The 15,201-nt window shown below is 71.6% G+C and carries 15 protein-coding genes and 1 tRNA gene; 4 read left to right on the top strand and 12 right to left on the bottom strand.

The genetic code is table 11. The annotated features are described in order from the left end of the window. Positions 1-290: 290 nt before the first annotated feature. The 5 genes from ACGF12_RS17430 to ACGF12_RS17410 all read right to left on the bottom strand — a co-directional run bounded on the left by ACGF12_RS17430 (position 291) and on the right by ACGF12_RS17410 (position 4,089). The gene (locus tag ACGF12_RS17430; RefSeq protein WP_393030121.1) at positions 291-1,109 is read right to left on the bottom strand and encodes a hypothetical protein; all 819 of its coding nucleotides are present in this window, start codon (positions 1,107-1,109) and stop codon (positions 291-293) included. Next, positions 1,109-1,294, bottom strand: coding sequence for a hypothetical protein (locus ACGF12_RS17425; RefSeq protein ID WP_393030118.1), 186 nt, complete (start codon positions 1,292-1,294; stop codon positions 1,109-1,111). Before ACGF12_RS17425 ends, ACGF12_RS17430 begins: the two co-directional genes overlap by 1 nt. Before the next feature lie 83 nt (positions 1,295-1,377). Further along, on the bottom strand, positions 1,378-2,337 hold the full coding sequence (locus ACGF12_RS17420) for an ATP-binding cassette domain-containing protein (protein ID WP_393030116.1): 960 nt from the start codon (positions 2,335-2,337) through the stop codon (positions 1,378-1,380). Positions 2,338-2,411: 74 nt separating this feature from the next. Next, complete coding sequence (locus ACGF12_RS17415; RefSeq protein ID WP_393030113.1) at positions 2,412-3,239, bottom strand: ABC transporter permease; 828 nt, start codon at positions 3,237-3,239, stop codon at positions 2,412-2,414. Then, positions 3,232-4,089, bottom strand: coding sequence for an ABC transporter permease (locus ACGF12_RS17410; protein WP_393030110.1), 858 nt, complete (start codon positions 4,087-4,089; stop codon positions 3,232-3,234). Before ACGF12_RS17410 ends, ACGF12_RS17415 begins: the two co-directional genes overlap by 8 nt. A 283-nt stretch (positions 4,090-4,372) precedes the next feature. Between ACGF12_RS17410 and ACGF12_RS17405 the strand changes: the two genes are divergently transcribed. Continuing rightward, positions 4,373-6,706, top strand: a complete 2,334-nt coding sequence (locus tag ACGF12_RS17405) for a transglycosylase domain-containing protein (protein WP_393030107.1) — start codon at positions 4,373-4,375, stop codon at positions 6,704-6,706. A gap of 1 nt (position 6,707) precedes the next feature. Here ACGF12_RS17405 and ACGF12_RS17400 read toward each other — a convergent pair whose 3' ends face one another. From ACGF12_RS17400 to ACGF12_RS17390, 3 genes are all read right to left on the bottom strand, one after another. Then, complete coding sequence (locus tag ACGF12_RS17400) at positions 6,708-7,889, bottom strand: winged helix DNA-binding domain-containing protein (RefSeq protein ID WP_393030104.1); 1,182 nt, start codon at positions 7,887-7,889, stop codon at positions 6,708-6,710. Between the two features lie 108 nt (positions 7,890-7,997). Next, positions 7,998-8,300, bottom strand: coding sequence for a GroES family chaperonin (locus ACGF12_RS17395; protein WP_380611508.1), 303 nt, complete (start codon positions 8,298-8,300; stop codon positions 7,998-8,000). Positions 8,301-8,485: 185 nt separating this feature from the next. Then, positions 8,486-8,827, bottom strand: coding sequence for a DUF3618 domain-containing protein (locus ACGF12_RS17390; RefSeq protein ID WP_380611447.1), 342 nt, complete (start codon positions 8,825-8,827; stop codon positions 8,486-8,488). Positions 8,828-8,991: 164 nt separating this feature from the next. Here ACGF12_RS17390 and bcp point away from each other — a divergent pair, with 164 nt between their 5' ends. After that, on the top strand, positions 8,992-9,465 hold the full coding sequence (bcp, locus tag ACGF12_RS17385; RefSeq protein ID WP_393030101.1) for a thioredoxin-dependent thiol peroxidase: 474 nt from the start codon (positions 8,992-8,994) through the stop codon (positions 9,463-9,465). A gap of 85 nt (positions 9,466-9,550) precedes the next feature. Here the strand turns inward: bcp and ACGF12_RS17380 are convergent, their stop codons facing one another. Next, positions 9,551-11,977, bottom strand: a complete 2,427-nt coding sequence (locus ACGF12_RS17380) for a chitinase C-terminal domain-containing protein (RefSeq protein WP_393030098.1) — start codon at positions 11,975-11,977, stop codon at positions 9,551-9,553. Between the two features lie 187 nt (positions 11,978-12,164). Between ACGF12_RS17380 and ACGF12_RS17375 the strand changes: the two genes are divergently transcribed. Further along, the gene (locus tag ACGF12_RS17375; protein ID WP_393030096.1) at positions 12,165-13,025 is read left to right on the top strand and encodes an HNH endonuclease; all 861 of its coding nucleotides are present in this window, start codon (positions 12,165-12,167) and stop codon (positions 13,023-13,025) included. Positions 13,026-13,077: 52 nt separating this feature from the next. Next, positions 13,078-13,152, top strand: a tRNA-Leu gene (locus tag ACGF12_RS17370). Between the two features lie 66 nt (positions 13,153-13,218). Here the strand turns inward: ACGF12_RS17370 and rdgB are convergent. The 3 genes from rdgB to rph all read right to left on the bottom strand — a co-directional run bounded on the left by rdgB (position 13,219) and on the right by rph (position 15,127). Beyond that, positions 13,219-13,824, bottom strand: a complete 606-nt coding sequence (rdgB, locus tag ACGF12_RS17365; protein ID WP_393030093.1) for an RdgB/HAM1 family non-canonical purine NTP pyrophosphatase — start codon at positions 13,822-13,824, stop codon at positions 13,219-13,221. Positions 13,825-13,863: 39 nt separating this feature from the next. Beyond that, positions 13,864-14,253, bottom strand: a complete 390-nt coding sequence (locus tag ACGF12_RS17360; RefSeq protein ID WP_393030090.1) for a hypothetical protein — start codon at positions 14,251-14,253, stop codon at positions 13,864-13,866. A gap of 148 nt (positions 14,254-14,401) precedes the next feature. Further along, a complete protein-coding gene (gene rph / locus ACGF12_RS17355) occupies positions 14,402-15,127 on the bottom strand; it encodes a ribonuclease PH (RefSeq protein ID WP_393030087.1) in 726 nt (241 codons plus the stop codon). Between the last annotated feature and the right edge of the window lie 74 nt (positions 15,128-15,201).

Below are 15,201 nucleotides of genomic sequence, written 5' to 3'. Positions count from 1 at the left end.
CGGACGGGGGCGTGCCCCGCGATCGCACGCCCCGCGATCGCACGCCCCTCGATCGCACGCCCTCAAGCCGAGCGCGCTGCCGGGACCACACGCCCCCACACCGAGCTCGGCCCCGCGCCCGGTGGAGGAGCCCGGCCGCGACGGCGCCGGTGAGGACCGTGGCGGCGGTGGCGGTGGCGGCCCGCAACCGACCGCCCCGAGCGCGCCGGTGACCCGGTGGCCCTTCAGCGCGCACCGGACGGCCGGCGGCAGGCCCGGCTCGTCCGGCCCGACCACTCAGCTCTCCCGGCTCATCCCCGCCCTCCGTTCACCGAGTTGGCGAGCCGGCGCCACACCGTCGAGCGCCGCAACCCGCGCCGCAGCCGCTCCGGGACGACGCCGCGCCACAGCTGCTGGGCCGCGTTGAGCGGCACGACGGCCTCGACCATCGGCTCCTCGCCCAGCAGGAACAGCCCGTCCGGCAGGCCGAGCCGGGCGTCCCGGAACGCCGGATAGCCCGCGTAGCGCCGCCGCCCGTCCGCCACCGCCGGCGGCTCGCCGTGCGCGGCCTCGTAGCGGATCTGGTCGCGCAGCGCCTCCGGCCTTGCGGCGGCGGCGAGTTCGAGCCGTACCCGGGCGGCGACCGGCAGCCGGTGGTACACCGTGCGGGCGTCGAAGCGCTCGATCATCCGGCCGACCTCCTCGCACACCCGCCGCTGCAGCCCGTCGTCCAGCAGCAGGAAGCCGTCCTGGAGCAGCCGGGGCACGTCCCAGGCGAAGCCGCGGGCCCGGATGTCGTCCAACTCCTCTTCGTCGACGGCGAGTTCGACAGCCACCTGCTGCAGCACGGCGATCCCGCGCAGCCGGTCCAGCACCCCGGCCCGCTCGGTGACGTTGCCGAGGTCCTCGCGCAGCGCCGGGACACAGCAGTCGTAGTCGGCGAGCACGGACACCCGGCCCGCCCGCAGACAGGCCTCCGAGGTGAACGGCTCCGGGCCCCAGGCGTCGGCGGAGGCCGCCGGGCCATCGGAGTCGGGCTGGTGCACCGCCCGGAACAGCCCGGGGTGCCGGGCGGCGTACTCGTCCAGCAGCGCTTCGCCGCCGTCCGCGGAGCCGTCGTCGACGGCCATCATCTCCGGCCGCCCGGCGCCGGCGTCCGCCCGACCGGCGAGTCCAGGCAGGCGGTGAGGTGCGGCATGGTGTCGCAGGCCGCGACCACCACGGTCACGTCGGGTACGGACATCGGGCGGCGGGCCTCCGGTGCGCGGTTCGGCGAGGGCTGCACCGTCAACTCGGCCGCCCGCCGGTGAGTCACGCGCCCTCCCCGGACGGGTGACGGGCCCCGGACGGATGACGAGCCCCGAACGTGCGCCCGAACAGCCGGAGATCAAACGGAGATCAGCCGATCGCGACTTCGGCATACATCCGCGCGATCACGTCCTCGATGGCCGGCTCCCGCACCGACAGGTCCACCAGCGGGTACCGCGCCGCGACCGCCGCCACGATCGGTGCCGCGCTCTCCCGGGCCGGGAAGGCCAGCCACTGCCGCGGCCCCTCGACCTTCACCACCCGCACCCCGGCCACCTCGATCGGCGGCCGGGCCTCGGCGAGGTCGACCACCAGCGTGCGCTCGCTGCGCCCGGTGGTGTGCAGCCCGTCCAGCCCGCCGTCGTGGACCACCCGGCCGTGGTCGATCACCATCACCCGGCCGCAGAGCTGCTCGATGTCGGTCAGGTCGTGGGTGGTGAGCAGCACCGTGGTGCCCCGGTCGCGGTTGACCTCGCGCAGGAACTCGCGCACCCGGCCCTTGCTGACCACGTCCAGGCCGATGGTGGGCTCGTCCAGGTAGAGCACCTGGGGGTCGTGCAGCAGCGCCGCCGCGAGGTCGCCGCGCATCCGCTGGCCGAGTGAGAGCTGTCGGACGGGCGTGTCCAACAAGCCGTCCAGGTCGAGCAGTTCGATGCAGCGGCCGAGGTTCTCGCGGTAACGCCGGTCGGGGATGCGGTAGATCCGGCGGGCGAGCTCGAAGGAGTCGCGCAGCGGGAGGTCCCACCACAGGGTGGTGCGCTGGCCGAAGACGACGCCGATCCGGCGGGCCAGCGCGACGCGTTCGCGGGCCGGGTCGACCCCGGCGACGCGCAGCCGTCCGGCGCTGGGGACGAGGATGCCGGTGAGCATCTTGATGGTGGTCGACTTGCCGGCGCCGTTGGGCCCGATGTAGCCGACGCACTCGCCGGCCTCGACGGTGAAGCTCAGCCCGTCGACCGCGCGCACCTCGCGCTTGGTCCGGCTGAACCGGCCGGTGCGGGCCCGCACGGTGAAGGTGCGGTGGACGTCCTGGAGTTCGATCAGTGACACGGTGATTCCTCACGGGAGGCACGGCGTGAGGCAGGGCCTTGCGGAAGGCCCTGCCTCGCGCGAGGTACGAGGGGTCAGCTGCCGGTGCCGCGGTAGGCGCGCAGTCCGGCCCGCCAGGCGAGCCCGGCGGCGGCGACGCACAGCGCGGCGGCGACCGGGGAGGCGTACTGGAAGGCGGTGGGCAGGCCGAGCGGGTCGGGCCGGCCGAGGATGTGCAGGGCGGGCAGCCAGTTGACGAAGGCGAGCGGGACGCCGAAGACCACCCCGGCGACCAGCTCCTTGGCGAAGACGGTCGGCGGGTAGTGCAGGAGGGTCGCGCCGCCGTAGGTGAAGGAGTTCTGGATCTCCTTGGACTCGCCCCACCAGAACTGGACGGTGGCGCCGCCGATGTAGATCGCGCCGAAGATGACGCTGCCGCACACCAGCAGGACGGGCACCAGCAGCACCCGGTCCCAGGTCCAGTGCACGTCCAGGGCGGCCAGCGACCAGGCCAGCACCGCCGTGGCCTGGAGCGGGCGGCCGAGCCGGCGCAGGGTGAAGCGTTCGGCGCACAGCTGGGAGAGCGCGGGCGCGGGGCGGATCAGCATGGTGTCCAGCGTGCCGCTCGTGATCCGCACGCCGAGGCCGTCGGCCGAGCCGACCAGCAGGTTGGCCGTGCCGAGGGAGAAGGTCGCGGTGGCGTAGAGGAAGGCGATCTCCGGCAGGTTCCAGCCGCCGAGTTCGTCGGTGTGCCGGAACATGATCACCAGCACGACGAAGTCGAGGGAATGGGTGACCAGGCTGGCCAGGAGGTTCAGCGTGAAGGAGGCCCGGTAGGCCATCATCGAGCGCATCCACATCCGGGCGCAGAGCCACCAGGAGCGGACCGCCCAGGACGTGCGCGCGGCGAGGGGCTCAGCCACCCTGGACCACCACCCTGCGGGTCGCCAGCCACTGCGCGCCCCGCCCGGCGGCGAGCAGCGCGGCCGCCCAGCCGAGCTGGAAGCCGAGCTCCGGGAGCAGTCCGGTGCCGGTGGCGCGCTCCAGGAAGACGTCGGTCGGCACCTTGATCAGCGCCGCCCAGGGCAGTACCCGGCCGAGGTCGCCGAGCCAGCCGGGGAAGAGCGCGATCGGCAGCAGCATCCCGGAGAAGAACATCGAGACCACCAGCATCACCGCGCGCACCCCCTCCGAGTCGTGCAGCCAGAAGCCGGTGATCGAGACCAGGAACCGCAGCCCGAAGCTGACCAGCAGCGCCAGCAGCCCGGAGAGCAGGAAGAACGCCCAGGTCAGCGGGTGTTCGGGCATCCGGGTGCGGAACACCAGCGCGCCGACCAGCATCGGCACGGTGCCCCGGATCAGCGCCTGGAAGGCGGCCCGGCCGAGGTCGGCGGCCAGCCACCAGCCCTGGAAGTCGACCGGGCGGTAGAGGTCGACGGCGATGTCCCCGGAGCGGAAGCGGTCCTGGACGTCGTCCTGGAAGCCGCCGCCCCAGACCGCGATCGTGACCAGCAGGCCCTGGCTGACCCAGATGTAGGTGACGGCCTGGCTCTGGTCGTAGCCGCCGAGGCCGGGGCGGGCCTGCCAGAGGGCGAGGAAGGAGGAGGCGAGGATGATGCCGAAGACGGTGTTGGTGAAGGTGCCGGCCAGGGTGGCGGCCCGGTAGGTGGAGTAGCGGCGGAAGGCGCCGCGGGCGACGGCGGCGTAGAGCCCGAGGGGGGAGCCGGCGGCGGTATCAGGGGGCTTCGCCCCCACCGTGACACCGTTCTGCATATTGTCTCCTTGTCGACAAATACGGGCAGACGAGTGCCCGCACACGCGTCAGCGCACGACCCATCAGCCCCGACCGGCCCCACCCGGGGGTACCGGGCCGGACGGACGGAGCTGCCAGACGTGGGCACGCTATGTGGTTCGCACCTTTCACCGTACCGTCGGCCCTCCCGGCCCGCACCCGGATTCCCGACGCACCCCGGGGCGCACGACCCGCCGCACACAACCGCGCAGTTCAGGAACCCTGCCAGCGCTGATCGGACGTCATATAGCAGATAATCTCGGCATGACCTTGAGCACCCGACGCCAGGCCAAACGGGCCGCCCGCCGCGAGGCCCGCCGCGCCCTCCCCCTCTGGCGCCGGCTCCTGCCCACCTGGCGGGTCACCCTCGGCACCCTCACCGCACTACTGCTGCTCGCCGTCGGCGCCTTCGCCGTGCTCTACGTCATCGTCCCGGTGCCCGACCCCAACGCCCATGCCGTCGCCCAGAACAACATCTACCTCTACTCCGACGGCACCACCGAGATCGCCCGCACCGGAGCCGTCAACCGCACCGACGTCACCATCGACCAGATCCCGCTGCAGACCCAACAGGCCGTCGTCTCCGCCGAGGACCGCACCTTCTACCAGAACCGCGGCATCGACCTGAAGGGCATGCTCCGGGCCGGCTGGAACACCCTGCTCGGCAAGGGCATGCAGGGCGGCTCCACCATCACCCAGCAGTACGTCAAGAACTACTACCTGACCCAGGACCAGACCTTCGAACGCAAGGGCCGCGAACTCTTCATCGCCCTCAAGGTCGACCAGCAACGCGACAAGAAGGAAATCCTGGCCGGGTACCTCAACAGCAGCTACTTCGGCCGCGGCGCCTACGGCATCCAGAGCGCCGCCAAGGCCTACTACGGCGTCGACGTCTCCGGACTCACCCTCGGCCAGGGCGCCTACCTCGCCTCCCTGCTCCAGGCCCCCAGCCTCTACGACGTCAAGACCGCCACCCCCGCCAACCGCGAGAAGGCCGTCGCCCGCTGGCACTACACCCTCGACGGCATGGTCCAACTCGGCTTCCTCACCACCGCCGACCGCGCCGCCACCACCTTCCCCGAGCCGATCGACCCCCAGCCCGCCACCGGCCTCTCCGGCCAGGCCGGCTACCTCGTCGGCGTCGCCGACGACTACCTGATCTCCTCCGGCACCATCGACGCCCCCACCCTCAAGGCCGGCGGCTGGCGCATCACCACCACCTTCGAGAAACCCCGACAGGACGCCTTCGTCAAGGCCGTCCAGAACGAACTCACCGACGAACTCGACCCCAGGACCCGCCCCACCACCGACACCGACGTCCGAGTCGCCGGCGCCTCCGTCGACCCCGCCACCGGCCGCGTCGTCGCCGTCTACGGCGGCTCCGACTACGCCAAGCAGCCCTACAACGACGCGCTGCGCCAGGACAACCAGATCGGCTCCACCTTCAAACCGATCGACCTCGCCGCCGGCCTGATCGCCCAACACACCCTGGACGGCCGCCCGATCACCACCGAGACCCGCTACGACGGCAGCAGCGAACGCCCCGTCACCGGCGGCCCCACCCCCTACGCGCCACCCAACGAGGACGACGTCGACTACGGCAACATCACCCTGCGCTACGCCATGGTCAAGTCCGTCAACTCCGTGTACGCCCAGGAAGGCGTGGACGCCGGACTCGCCCGCGTCCGCGAGACCGCCGTCAAACTCGGCATCCCCGACAGCGTCCGCGGCATGGACCCGACCAACACCTCGATGACCCTCGGCACCGCCACCCCCAGCGCCCTCGACCTGGCCGGCGCCTACGCCACCTTCGCCAACCACGGCGAGGCACACACCCCCTGGTCCGTCCTCAAGCTCGAACGCGTCAACCCCGGCGGCGCCGTCGACGTCCCCAAGATGCCCGAACACAAGCCCACCACCGCCATGGACCGCAGCATCGCCGACTCCGTCACCGACGTGCTGCGCGACGTCGTCAGCCCGCGCGGCACCGGCGCCGCCGCCCTCGACCTCAACCGCCCCGCCGCCGGCAAGACCGGCACCACCGACTCCAACCTCTCCGCCTGGTTCGCCGGCTACACCCCCGAACTCACCACCACCGTCGGCCTGTTCCGAGAGAACCCGAAGAGCCACGCCAAGGAGCCGCTGGCCGGCACCGCCGGCCTCACCCGGATCAACGGCGGCGCCTTCCCCACCAAGATCTGGACCGACTACATGACCGCCGCCCTGAACGGCGCCACCACCCAGCAGTTCGACCTGCAGACCGGCCACAGCAACCCCGACCCCGGCAACTGGACCCCCACCGGCACCCCCAACAGCACTCCCCCGAGCGCCGGCGCCACCCCCGGCACCGCCGCCACCCCCACCGGCGCCCCCGCGCCGACCACCCACCCCCACACCCCCAGCGCACCCCCCACCAACGACGCACCCGCGCCCGGCCCGGCCGCCCCCAGCCCGCAGAACCCGGCGCCCACCCCCAGCCAGGAAGAACAGCCCAGCCCCACCGCCCGCCCCACCCAGACGACCCGGCCGACCAAACCCACCAGCCAGCCCACCACCACCGCCGGACCCACCAACTCGGCGACGGCACCCGCCCAGTGAGCTACTTCCCGGCGACCAGCTCCCGCTCCAACCCCGTCCGGAACCGCGGCGTCACCCGCACCTCCCCCAGCCAGCCCGCCAGCCGCTCCGCCTCCGCCGCGACGGCCCGCCCGGCCTGCGCCCCGACGTCCCGGAACAGCCGCCACACCACCTCACCGTCCGCCCGCTGCGCCCAGCCGCCCACCACCTCGCCGCACCACCACACCGTCGGCCCGGCATTGCCCGCCCGGTCGAACAGCGCAGGCACGTCCTCCGGCCGCAGGTACCAGTCCCGCCCGCGCCAACCCATCACCGCCGGGTCCAACGCCGGCAACAGCGCCGCCCACGGTTCCGGCGCCGACACCGGAGCCTCGTCCCCCGCCAGCACCAGCGCGGCCGAACCGTCCGCCAACGCCACGTCCCGCGCCCCGACGTCCACCAGCGCCCTGCGGACATCCCCCAGCGTCCAGCCCGTCCACCACTTCACGTCCTCGACCGTCGCCGGACCGTACGCCGCCAGCCAGCGCCGCACCACCTCCGCCTTCGCCTCCCGCACCGGCACCTCCCGCCACTGCGGCACCAGCGCCCACGGATAGCTGCTGCTCAGCCAGGACCCGCGCGGACGGCAACGGCGCACATGCCCGTCCGAGGCCAACAGCCGCAGCAACCGACTACCCACGCTCTGCCTCGCCTCGTACGGCTTGCCCGCCGACATCAGCATCGTCTCGCGCAACTGCGGGACATCGTCCCCGAGTTGCCTGGTCGTCGCCTCACCCCGCCGCCCCAGCGCGGCCAGCACCTCGCGCTCCGCCTCCGCCAACCGGGCCTCGTCCCAGCCCTCGGCATGGTCCCGCAGATGCTTGAGCAGCGACGCCCGCTCCTTCAGCGCGATCGCCCGCGCCGCCGCCGAACTCACGTACGGGGCGAAACCCTCCGTCACCGCGAAGATCGTCCGCCGCATCGACAGCAACTTCACCAGCGAGACGTCCTCGTACAGCGCCCGGTCCACCTCAGCCGCCGAAGGCTCGGCCAACCGAGCACAGGCCGACAGGTACACCGTGGCCGCGTCCGTCGCGTGCAGCCCGACCACCGCGTCGGCCACGTCCTCCACCCGCGCCGCCCGCACCGAGGGCGCCAACAGCTGCCGCCGCCCCAACCGGGCCCGCCGCTCCGCATCGCCGATCACCGGCACAGCCACGCTCATGCCCGGACCCTAGCGCCCGCCTCCGACACGCTGCGCCCACACGGCCCCCGAGCACGCCGACGGGCGCCGTCCCGGGACGGCGCCCGCCCTCACGTCACACGCCCCCGGTCACAGGTACAGCCCGGTCGACCCCTCCGTGTCACCGAAGCGGGTCGCGGCAACGGCGTGCAGGTCGCGCTCGCGCAGCAGCACGTAGGTGGCGCCCCGGACCTCGACCTCCAGCTTGTCCTCCGGGTCGTACAGCACCCGGTCACCCGGCTCCACCGCACGCACGCTCTGGCCCACCGCGACGGCCTCGGCCCAGGTGCACCTCTTGCTCAGCTCAGCGGTCGCCGGGATCAGGATGCCGCCGGTCGAGCGGCGCTCACCCTCGCTGCCCTCGGTGCGCACCAGCACGCGGTCGTGCAGCATCCGGATCGGCAGCTTCTCGCCCAGCCGGTCGTGCCGCACGGGCTCGTGCTCCTGCTCGGAGCGGGTCGGTTCGTCGTTCGTACTCACGATCCCGAAGGTACCGCCCCCAGGCGCAAAGCGTGACGCCAGCCCGGCATACGGAAGGCCGGGCCCCCACGGGCGCCCGGCCGTTCCGGCACCGCCGTTCAGTCCTTGCGGCGCCGACGGGAGGAGGCGATCAGCAGCACCAGGCCCACGCCGACCAGCGCGGCCGGGACGACGCGCTCCCGGCGCGGCTGCCCCTTCTCGTCCACGAACTGCGCCCGGACCTTCTCCACCAGGCCGTTCGCGGCCACGTACGCCCGGCCCGCCTTCTCCTCGACGGTGGCCATCGCCTTCGCCTTGACCTGGGCGGAGACGGTGCTCGGGTGGATCCGCACGGCCAGCTCGTCCAGGGTCTCCGCCAGCCGGTCGCGGGTGCGCTCGATGTCCGCCTCGATCTGGGCGGTCGTCCGCTCCGGCTTGTCCTGCGTGCTCGCCTCGCCCACTCGGGCCACCCCATTCACTTGCCGATGTCGTCCTGGTCGTCCTGCGTGACTGAACCAGTTTGTCAGCTGCCAAGTACGGCCGCGCGGCCCCACCCACCAACGGAGGTAAGTTTGCCGTGGTACGACCGCCCGTCCCAGCCGCACGCACCAGGAGAGTCCATCCCATGACTGAGCGTCTCCAGCCCGGCGACACCGCGCCCGCCTTCAGCCTGTCCGACGCCGACGGCAACCAGGTCTCCCTCGCCGACCACCTGGGCCGCAAGGTCATCGTCTACTTCTACCCCAAGGCCCTCACCCCGGGGTGCACCAAGCAGGCCTGCGACTTCACCGACAACCTGGAGGTCTTCGCGGGCGCCGGCTACGACGTCATCGGCATCTCGCCGGACCAGCCGGAGAAGCTCGGCAAGTTCCGCGAGGCCGAGGACCTCAAGGTCACGCTGCTGTCCGACCCGGACCACGCCGTCCTGGAGGCGTACGGCGCCTACGGCGAGAAGCAGAACTACGGCCGCACCTACCTGGGCGTGATCCGCTCCACCGTGGTCGTCGACGAGCAGGGCAAGGTCGAGCGCGCGCTGTACAACGTCAAGGCCACCGGGCACGTCGCCAAGCTGCTGCGCGACCTCAAGGTCGAGGCCTGATCACTCCGAACGAAGCGGTGGCGGCACACCCCCCGACCGGGTGCGCCGCCACCGCCGTCCCTCACCTCGACGGGCCGCCGTCAGGTCAGCAGGCCCCGAGGTCGCTCCAGACGCCCCAGGCGCCGCCGGCCGTGGGGTCGTCGCCCTTGGTCCACCACTTGTTCTGGTAGTAGTGGCCCTTCCAGGCCACCTTGGTTGGCGTCGCGTAGGTGGTGCCCGCGTCCCAGCCCGGGGCGGCCGCGCAGGCGCCCGAGGTCGGGGTCGGGGTCGGGGTCCCGGTGGGAGTCGCCGTCGGGGTCGGAGTCGGGGACGCGGTCGGGGTGGGGGTCGGGTTCGGCGTACCGCCGTCCACCGCGCCCCGGGTCAGGTCGCCCTTGATCCCGTACAGCGTGCCGCCCACGTCGACCGTCCAGTTCGACGGGGTCGAGACCGGCAGGTAGTAGACGAAGTCCATGTCGATCGAGGCGCCCGGCGCCAGCGACTGCCAGCCCGGCAGCTTGACCGACACCCGGTTGTAGGTGCCCTTCAGACCGCCGACGTTGCCCGGGCCCGGGTTGTCCTGCCGGATCACCTGCAGCCCGAAGCCGGACTGGTCCTTGGCGTTGCCCGGAGCCGAGTTGCCGTAGTCGAACTGGAACTCGGTGCCGCCCGGCAGGGTCAGCGTCGAGTTGTTGACGATGTGCAGCTTCGGATTGATCGGATAGTTGGAGTCGCCCAGCGCGAAGCTGGTGAACGACACGTCGACCGGCAGGGTCTGCTGCGGCAGCGCCACCGTGGAGCGGGTCGCGCCGTACGGGGCGGCCGCCTTGAACTTGTCGTACATCAGCGAGGTCAGCGTCGAGCCGGGCACGTACTCGCCTTTGCCGCCGTTGGCCGTGGCGTCCCACCGGTAGTCGCCCGCGAGCTCCCAGATCATCGCGCCGCCGGCGCCCTGGTTGACGATGTAGTCCGCCTTGGCCCCCACCGACTGCTCGTCCTCGGTGGACAGGAACACCTTCTTGGTGTCGTTCCACAGCCACGGCGCCACCAGGGCGTCGCTGTAGCTGCGGCTGTAGCTGCCCTGCAGGGCGGTGTCGGTCACGCCGTACCTGGCGAGGTAGTCGGGCAGGATGCCCTTCTCCAGGTTCTTGGCGTGCCACATCGGGTTCGACCCGGCCGGGGACTCCTTGCCCGCGTCGTCCTTGTCGTTCCAGATGTTGTCGATGCCGACCGCGCCGTCGCCGCAGGAGGTCAGGCCGGAGCCGGCCGGGCAGGTGGTCGCGGACGCGGTGCCCCAGAGGCCGTTGGTACCGCCGGTGACGTTCTTGAAGCCGCGGGTGTAGTACGGCAGGCCGACGTTGATCCGGCCGGCGGGCATCGCGCCGCGGAAGTAGTGGTACGACCAGTCGGCGTTCAGGTAACCGATGCCGCCGTACTGCGCGGTGCCGTACACGTTGGCGGCGGCCAACTCGCCGTCCTTGCCGTCGTCGTAGAGCGAGGCGTTCGGGCCGACGTACTTGTTCCAGGCGCCGTGCAGGTCGTACGACATGATGTTGACGTAGTCCAGGTACTGCGCCACCTGGAAGGTCTCCATGCCACGGAGCAGGTATCCGGAGGACGGGGCCGCGACCGAGAGCAGGTAGTGCCTGCCGTCGGCGGCGCCGGCCTTGTCCAGGCTCTCCCGCAGGGTCTTCATCAGCGCCGCGTAGCCCTTGGCCAGCGAGCCGCGCTTGGCGTTGGCGAGCTGCCGGTCCAGCGGGTTCCCGGCGTCCTTCATCGAGGTCGGGTACTCGTAGTCGATGTCGACGCCGTTGAAGCCGTACTTGCGGACGAAGTCGACCGAGGAGGCGGCGAAGGTGTCGATGCCGGCCTGGTTGACGCTGCCGTCCGGATTGACGGTCATCGAGTAGAAGCCGCCGGAGTTGACCCGGGTGCCGGCGTCGTCGAAGTAGCCGCCGGTCTCGGTCCAACCGCCCACCGAGATCAGGGTCTTGACGTTCGGGTACTGCTTCTTGAACTTCGTCAGCAGGTTGAAGTGGCCCTTGTACGGCAGGGTCGGGTCCAGCTCGGCGCCCGGCACGCCGGGGAAGTCGATCCCGGTGGCGGGGTTGGTCGGACCGTCGGTGCCGACCGAGAGCTTGTTGTCGCCGCCGACGTGCCCGAAGGCGTAGTTGAGGTGGGTGACCTTGTCCCAGGGGATGTCGCTCACCAGGTAGGGCTGGTCGCCATTCCTGCCGGTGCGCCAGCCGGTGAAGTACCCGATGATTCGGCGCTGGTGGTCCGCACCCATCTTCTCGCGCCCGCCGGTGTCGTAGACCGAGCAGTACGGGACGTCCACCTCGGGCGTCCGGTACATCCCGTCCGGCCGACAGGCCGCGTTGTCGACCGCCGCCGAGGCCTGCGAGGGCGCCGCACCCAGCGTCGCCATCAGCAGCCCGGCCAGCGAGGCCGCCGCCAACGAGGCCACACCCGCCCTGGCGGCGGAACTCTTTCGGATCAACACTCGGTCCTCCAGGAGAGAGTGTCGGCGCATGCCCGTGGGGGAGCACGCACGTGGGGGATTCCAATTGGCGCCGAAGCTATGTGGTCTGGACCATAAAGGCCAATAGGTCTGTACCAATTGGCAAACACTTCCCAAACCTCCGGGAGGCCGTAACCAATCCGCCCGGCGATCGTTCTCACGACGGGGAAGGGGCACACCACTGCCCAAGGGGACGACCATGCCGGTCAAGTACACCCGCGAGCTGCTCGCTTCGCTCGCAGCCGAGTCCAGCAGCGTGAACGAGATGATGCGCAAGCTCGGCGTGCCGATGGCGGGCGGCACGCACAGCTACCTGAGCAGGCGACTGCGGCACTACGACATCGGCACCTCACACTTCAACCACGCCAGGCCTGACTATGGGCGCCGCCGCTACCCGCGAGAAGTGTTGGCCGAAGCCGCCGCCAATAGTGACAGCATCAACGGGATGATGGCCCACCTGGGCGTCGCCCCGTACGACAGCCTCTACGCCTACCTGAAGAAGCGCCTGGCCGACTTCGGCATCGACACCTCGCACTTCAGGTTCAGGGGCGACGGCCGCAGCAGGGTCGAAGCCATTCCGAGGGACGCCCTCGCGCAGGCCGTCGCCGCACACCGGAGCATCCGCGGCGTGATCCTCGCCCTCGGGATGACGGACTGCGGCAACTCGCGGACGCTGGTCCGAGAGGCCATCGACTTCCACCGTCTCGACACCGACCACTTCACCGGCCGGGCACACAACAAGGGGCAGAAGACCGGACCACGGCGCACGGCCGAGGAGTTGCTGGTTCGGCGCCCGCCGGGAAGCCAGCGGGTCCCAGGCGATCGACTTCGGACCATGCTCGTGCACATCGGGCATCCCGACGTCTGCGAGCTGTGCGGCACCCCTCCGTCCTGGCTCGGCCACCCGATGACCTTGGAGGTCGACCACGTCAACGGCGACTGGCTCGACAACCGGCGGGAGAACCTCCGCCTGCTCTGCCCCAACTGTCACTCCATCACGCCCACCTACTGCGGCCGGAACATGAACCGTGCGGCGCGCGCAGGAGATGCCGCTGCCTAGCCGTAAACGTGGCTCCATCCGTCGGCACCAGCCGGTAGGCTTGTGCCGACGGGCGCCCGTACCCCAGCTGGCGAGAGGGCTGCGGTTTAGGTCCGCAGGGTCGTGGGTTCGAGTCCCACCGGGCGTACCGACTGAAATGGCCCGCTTCCCTTCGATTCGAAGGGAAGCGGGCCATCGTCGCTCCTGCAGGACCTCAGCCCAGCAGCTCCTTCACCACCGGCGCCAGGGCCCGGAAGGCCTGGCCGCGGTGGCTGATGGCGTTCTTCTCGTCGGCCGTCAGCTCCGCGCAGGTCCGGCTCTCGCCGAGCGGCTGAAGGATCGGGTCGTAACCGAATCCGCCGTCACCGGCCGGCGCGGTGCGCAGGGTGCCGAGGAGGCGGCCCTCGACGACGCGCTCGGTGCCGTCGGGCAGGGCGAGGGCGGCGGCGCAGAAGAAGTGGGCGCCGCGGTGGGCGGCGTCGATGTCGGAGAGCTGGGCGAGCAGCAGGTCGAGGTTGGCGCGGTCGTCGCCGTGCTTGCCGGACCAGCGGGCGGAGAAGATGCCGGGTGCGCCGCCCAGCACGTCCACGCAGAGGCCGGAGTCGTCGGCGACGGCGGGCAGGCCGGTGGCGCGGGCCAGGGCGTGGGCCTTGAGCAGGGCGTTCTCGGCGAAGGTGACGCCGGTCTCGGGGACGTCCGGGATCTCGGGGTAGGCGTCGGCGCCGACGAGTTCGACGTCCAGGCCGGCGTCGGTGAGGATGGCGCGCAGCTCGGTGACCTTGTGCTGGTTGCGGGTGGCGAGGATCAGACGGGTGGACATATCACCCACCCTATCCAGAGCTCCGGAGCGTGGAGAGGATCAGCCGGTGCAGACCGAGGTGAGGTTGCCCGCCGCGTCGCCGAGCGGCTTGAGGTCGGGGGCTTCCTTCTTGTCGACGGCCTGCTGGACCTTGTCGGCCTGCTTCTGCAGGTCGGTCACGGCCTTGGCGACGTCGGTGCTCTTGGAGTTCTTCCCGATCTGGTCGAGGTCGCCCTTGAGCTTCTGCAGCGCCTTGCCGGCGGCGGCCGAGTCGTTGCTGGCGTTGTCGTAGGCCTTGGTGAGGTCGGCGATGTCGCCGGTGACCTTGACGGCGGTGTTGCCGCAGTCGATCGCCTTCTGGGCGGCGGAGCAACTCACCATGCTGAGCGGGAGGATCGCGATCAGTCCGGCCACGGCGAGGGCGGCGGGGCGGGCGATGCTGGACGGCATCCGGTCCTCCTGGGGGGCGCGGGTTCCGTGGGGAGGGACGCGCGTCACGGGGTGCGCGGTTCCCGCAGCGGGGGTGCTGCGGGAACCGTACGGTCTGCGGGCCCGGCCTGTACAGCAGGCCGTGCGCGCGTTGAGTTCTGAGGGGGCCTCAGCCTTCCAGGGCCTTGCGCTGGATGCCGTCGAGCTCGGCGCAGCCGAGGGTGCCGAGGTCGAGCAGCCGGTTGAGGAGGTCGCGGTCGAAGGGGGCGCCTTCGGCGGTGCCCTGGACCTCGACGAAGCGGCCGTCGGAGGTGCAGACGATGTTCATGTCGGTCTCGGCGCGCACGTCCTCCTCGTACTGGAGGTCGAGCATCGGGGCGCCGTCGATGATGCCGACGCTGACGGCGCTGACGCCGCCGATGATGGGCTGGCCCTTGGCTCGGAGCAGTTTGCGCTCGCGGGCCCAGGAGACGGCGTCGACCAGGGCGACGTAGGCGCCGGTGATGGCGGCGGTGCGGGTGCCGCCGTCGGCCTGGAGGACGTCGCAGTCGAGCACGATGGTGTTCTCGGCGAGGGCGCGGTGGTCGATGACGGCGCGCAGCGAGCGGCCGATGAGGCGGCTGATCTCGTGGGTGCGGCCGCCGATGCGGCCCTTGACGGCTTCGCGGTCGCCGCGGGTGTTGGTGGCGCGGGGGAGCATGGAGTACTCGGCGGTGACCCAGCCTTCGCCGCTGCCCTTGCGCCAGCGGGGGACGCCCTCGGTGACGCTGGCGGTGCAGAGCACCTTGGTGTCGCCGTAGGAGATGAGGACGGAGCCTTCGGCGTGCTTGCTCCAGCCCCGCTCGATGGTGATGGGGCGGAGCTGTTCGGGGGTGCGGCCGTCGATGCGTGACATAGGCACTGAGCGTAGTCGCTCCGGAGGTTGGTTCCGGATGTGTCTCGGCCCGCCGTCCCCTTGAGCGGGTCGGC

The organism is Kitasatospora sp. NPDC048296, from assembly GCF_043201815.1.
Taxonomy (GTDB): Bacteria; Actinomycetota; Actinomycetes; order Streptomycetales; family Streptomycetaceae; genus Kitasatospora.
Note: the sequence above shows the minus strand (reverse complement) of the source record. Positions and strands in the feature narration are given on the sequence as shown.